The sequence below is a fragment of the Methylobacterium sp. WL19 genome (assembly GCF_008040005.1).
Lineage (GTDB): Bacteria > Pseudomonadota > Alphaproteobacteria > Rhizobiales > Beijerinckiaceae > Methylobacterium > Methylobacterium bullatum.
In genome coordinates, this window is sequence record NZ_VRVC01000236.1 from 1 (window position 1) to 2,958 (window position 2,958).

Genomic DNA, 2,958 nt, shown 5'->3' on the forward strand with positions numbered 1-2,958 from the left:
TCAATTCGCGGGGCGTCGCCGCCCAGAAGTCGCGCGGGCTCCAGCGCAGGGCGTTCAGGCCCAGGGCCATGGCCTCGTCCCACGGGAAGGCGGAGGGAGCCTCCGGCGCGATCCCGCCCGTGGGGCTCAAGGGTCCGGCGTCTCGGCCCCGAAGGCGGCGGCGAGCGCCTCGCCGAGGGCCGTTGCGATGGGTTCGATCCCCCCGGAGAGCGGCAGCCGCGCCACCGCCTCGTCGTCGAGATCGTGGCCGCCGCCGCGCAGGGTCGCGCCAAGGAGGGCGATGAGGTCGCGGCTGGCGAGGCGGCCCTCGGCGAAGCGGCCCGCGAGGCCGGTGAGATCGGAGGCGCCGAGCGCGTCTTCCAACTCGGCCAGGGCTCCCAGGGTGAGGCACAGGGTGTAGCGCCGGTCCCCGATCGCGACGGAGACCTCTCCGCGTCTGCGGTTGGCCATCACAGGCTCGTAAAGGTGAGGGGCCCGGCCGAATCGAGGGCCATGTCGAAGGTCACCTCGCTGGCATGGTCGCCGCGATATTCCAGACTGGTGATCTGAAACAGGCCCTGGATCGTGCCGAAGGCCGGCACCACGACCTGAAGCGTGTCGATGCTGCCGTCGAAGAACATCTGGCGCAGGCGCGCATCGGAGGCCTCGTCGCGAAAAACGCCCGAGCCGGAGACGGCCGCGCGGCGCACCCCCGCCCCGGCCAGCAGCTCGCGCCAGCGCCCGACGGATTCGGCGCTCGTCACGTCCACGGTCTCGGCGTTGAAGGCGAGCTGCCGGGCGCGCAGGCCGGCCACCGCCGTGAACCCCGTTCCCTCGCTGATCCGGATGAGGAGGTCCTTGCCTTTCTGGGCACTCATGGGGTCGCTCCTTGAAGCGGGTTTCGCAAAGGTGGCCACCGGTTCCGCGGAGCAAAACCGGTTCAGGAGGTCGGCAGCCGCTCGGTGACAGCCTGGAGGGTGAGGATGGCGCGGGTCTCGCCGCTGCGCTCGTCACGGGCGCAGGCGAGGGATTCGACCCGCAGGATCGACAGGCCATGGCCGGCGGGGGAGAGCAGCGCCTCGTGCAGGAGCGCGGCGGCCCGGCCGGCGGCCTCGATGGCGCCGCGGCTCGATCCGGGCCTGGCGAAGAGGATCAGCCCGAGCCGATGGGTATGGCGCAGCGCGCCGTCGACGGAATCGTCCCGCATCTCGGCGGGGCCGAACAGCGCGTAGACGGGCGCCGCGCCGCGCGGGGGCTCGTCATGGATGCGGACCGCGCCGCCCATGAGCCGGCCAAGCTCCGCATCAGTGCCGAGGACGGTGAGGATGGCGGCCCGCAGGGCGAGGAGCGGGTTGGCCGGAAGGGACAGGGCATCGCTCACGTCGGGGCTCCCGTGGCTTCGATCAGCTCCTCGACCTCGCAGACGAGGTCGCGCCCGCGCCCGTCGGGATCGCCCGCCGCGCGGATGGCGAAGCGGCGCGAGCCGGAGACGAGCCGCATGGCGGGCGTGACGTCGGCGCGGTAGGCGATGCGAATGCGGTGGGTCGCCACCGCATCGGACCGGCCGCCGCGCGTGCGCTCGGCATGGCCGGTGGAGTCCAGCGTGCCCCAGAGGAGCGGGCCAGCCACGAACCGGCGAAGGTGCCCGCCGAAACCGTCCGGGTCGTCGACGAAGCGTTCGAGCACGTAGCGGCGTCGCCGCGCGCCGATGGGCGGGTGCGTCATGGCAGAGCTCCGGACGGTACGGTTAGAGGCGCATCCGGCGGTGCGGCGCGACGAGCGCCTCCACCATCGGGGCGAGGGTCACCGGCAGGTCGCCCCGGTTCTCGAACCCGTGCGCCGCCACGAGCCGGATCGCCTGGACGAGGGCGGGGGGGACCGGTGGACCCGCCCCTCCGTATCCGGCATCGACCTCGATCAGGGCGGCGGCCCGGGCGAGCGAGGGAAGGGCGGGGGAGACGATCAGCCCCGGCGCTTCCACCGTATCCGGCGCGAGGCGGACGAGGCCGGGGGCGAAGGCCGTGACGGTCCCGGTCGCATCCACCGAGCCCGCGCTCGCCAGGGCGACGAGGGGGCTCAGGGGCAGGGGCACGAATCCGTCGGCGGGCCAGGCCGTGAGCATCACCCGGTAGCGGCCCGGCGCCAGGATGCGCCGCGTCGCCAGCTCCACCATGGCGCGGGCCGAGGCGATCAGGCCCTCCACCAGACCGTCCTCGGCGGTGTTATCCGGGTCGAGGCGCAGGTGGGCGCGCATGTCGGCCAACGTGACCGGCTCGACGATGGCGGCATCGACGCGTATCGGACTCATCGTCGTCTCCGGGTGGGGCGATGAAGGGGATGGGCGGAATGGATCTCGACATGCGGTCTGCGGGTATCGCGCTGCTGCTCGGCCTCGCCGCCGCGCCGGCCGGTGCCGTGATCGGCGGCCGCGAGGCGCCGGAGGCGGCCGGCTCGGCCGTGATGGTGCTGTCCTCGAACGGCGGCGTGTGCACCGGCATCGTCGTGGCGCAGGATGCGGTGCTGACGGCGGGCCATTGCGTGGCGGTGGGCTCCCGCCGGGGCGGCGCGGAGCACCGGGTGCATTTTCGCGACGAGGCGGGCCAGCCGGTGCTGGTCGATCTCGCGGCCCGCGCGGTCCATCCCGGCTACGATGCGGGCGCCATCGCCGGGCGCCGGCGCTCCATCGACTTGGCGCTCGTCCGCACCGCGACACCGCTTCCCGGCCGCTTCCGGCCGACCCCCCTGAGCGCCGCGCTGCCGCGCGCCGGCGAGAGCCTCGTCCTCTCCGGCTACGGGGTGTCGAAACCGGGCGAGGCGCGCACCACCGGCACCTTCCGCAGCGCCGTCCTCCCCGTGGTCGAGCCCTACGGGCAGAGCCGCATCCTGGTCTGGATGAAGCCGTCCGGCGGCGCATCCGGCGCCTGCCAGGGCGATTCCGGCGGGCCGATCGCGGAGGCGCCCGGTGCGCCGCCGCTGGCC

The 2,958-nt window shown here is 74.1% G+C and carries 7 protein-coding genes; 1 reads left to right on the top strand and 6 read right to left on the bottom strand.

Annotation, left to right across the window (positions count from 1 at the left end; translation table 11 throughout):
* The 6 genes from FV220_RS24575 to FV220_RS24600 form a co-directional block, all read right to left on the bottom strand.
* Positions 1-130, bottom strand: a 130-nt coding sequence (locus tag FV220_RS24575) for a phage tail assembly chaperone (protein WP_147833536.1), incomplete at its 3' end; no start/stop codon positions are given.
* Entirely contained in the window at positions 127-450 is a 324-nt protein-coding gene (locus tag FV220_RS24580) for a gene transfer agent family protein (RefSeq protein ID WP_056143364.1), read from the bottom strand. The genes FV220_RS24575 and FV220_RS24580, both read right to left, overlap by 4 nt.
* Positions 450-857 carry a phage major tail protein, TP901-1 family gene (locus FV220_RS24585; protein ID WP_147833537.1) on the bottom strand — a complete coding sequence of 136 codons (408 nt, stop codon included), beginning with the start codon at positions 855-857 and terminating at the stop codon, positions 450-452. Before FV220_RS24585 ends, FV220_RS24580 begins: the two co-directional genes overlap by 1 nt.
* Positions 858-919: 62 nt before the next feature.
* Positions 920-1,360 carry a DUF3168 domain-containing protein gene (locus tag FV220_RS24590; protein ID WP_082473118.1) on the bottom strand — a complete coding sequence of 147 codons (441 nt, stop codon included), beginning with the start codon at positions 1,358-1,360 and terminating at the stop codon, positions 920-922.
* On the bottom strand, positions 1,357-1,704 hold the full coding sequence (locus FV220_RS24595; RefSeq protein WP_056143366.1) for a phage head closure protein: 348 nt from the start codon (positions 1,702-1,704) through the stop codon (positions 1,357-1,359). Before FV220_RS24595 ends, FV220_RS24590 begins: the two co-directional genes overlap by 4 nt.
* Before the next feature lie 22 nt (positions 1,705-1,726).
* Complete coding sequence (locus FV220_RS24600) at positions 1,727-2,287, bottom strand: phage head-tail connector protein (RefSeq protein ID WP_147833538.1); 561 nt, start codon at positions 2,285-2,287, stop codon at positions 1,727-1,729.
* 50 nt (positions 2,288-2,337) lie between these two features.
* Between FV220_RS24600 and FV220_RS24605 the strand changes: the two genes are divergently transcribed.
* Positions 2,338-2,958, top strand: a 621-nt coding sequence (locus FV220_RS24605) for a S1 family peptidase (protein ID WP_246689539.1), incomplete at its 3' end; no start/stop codon positions are given.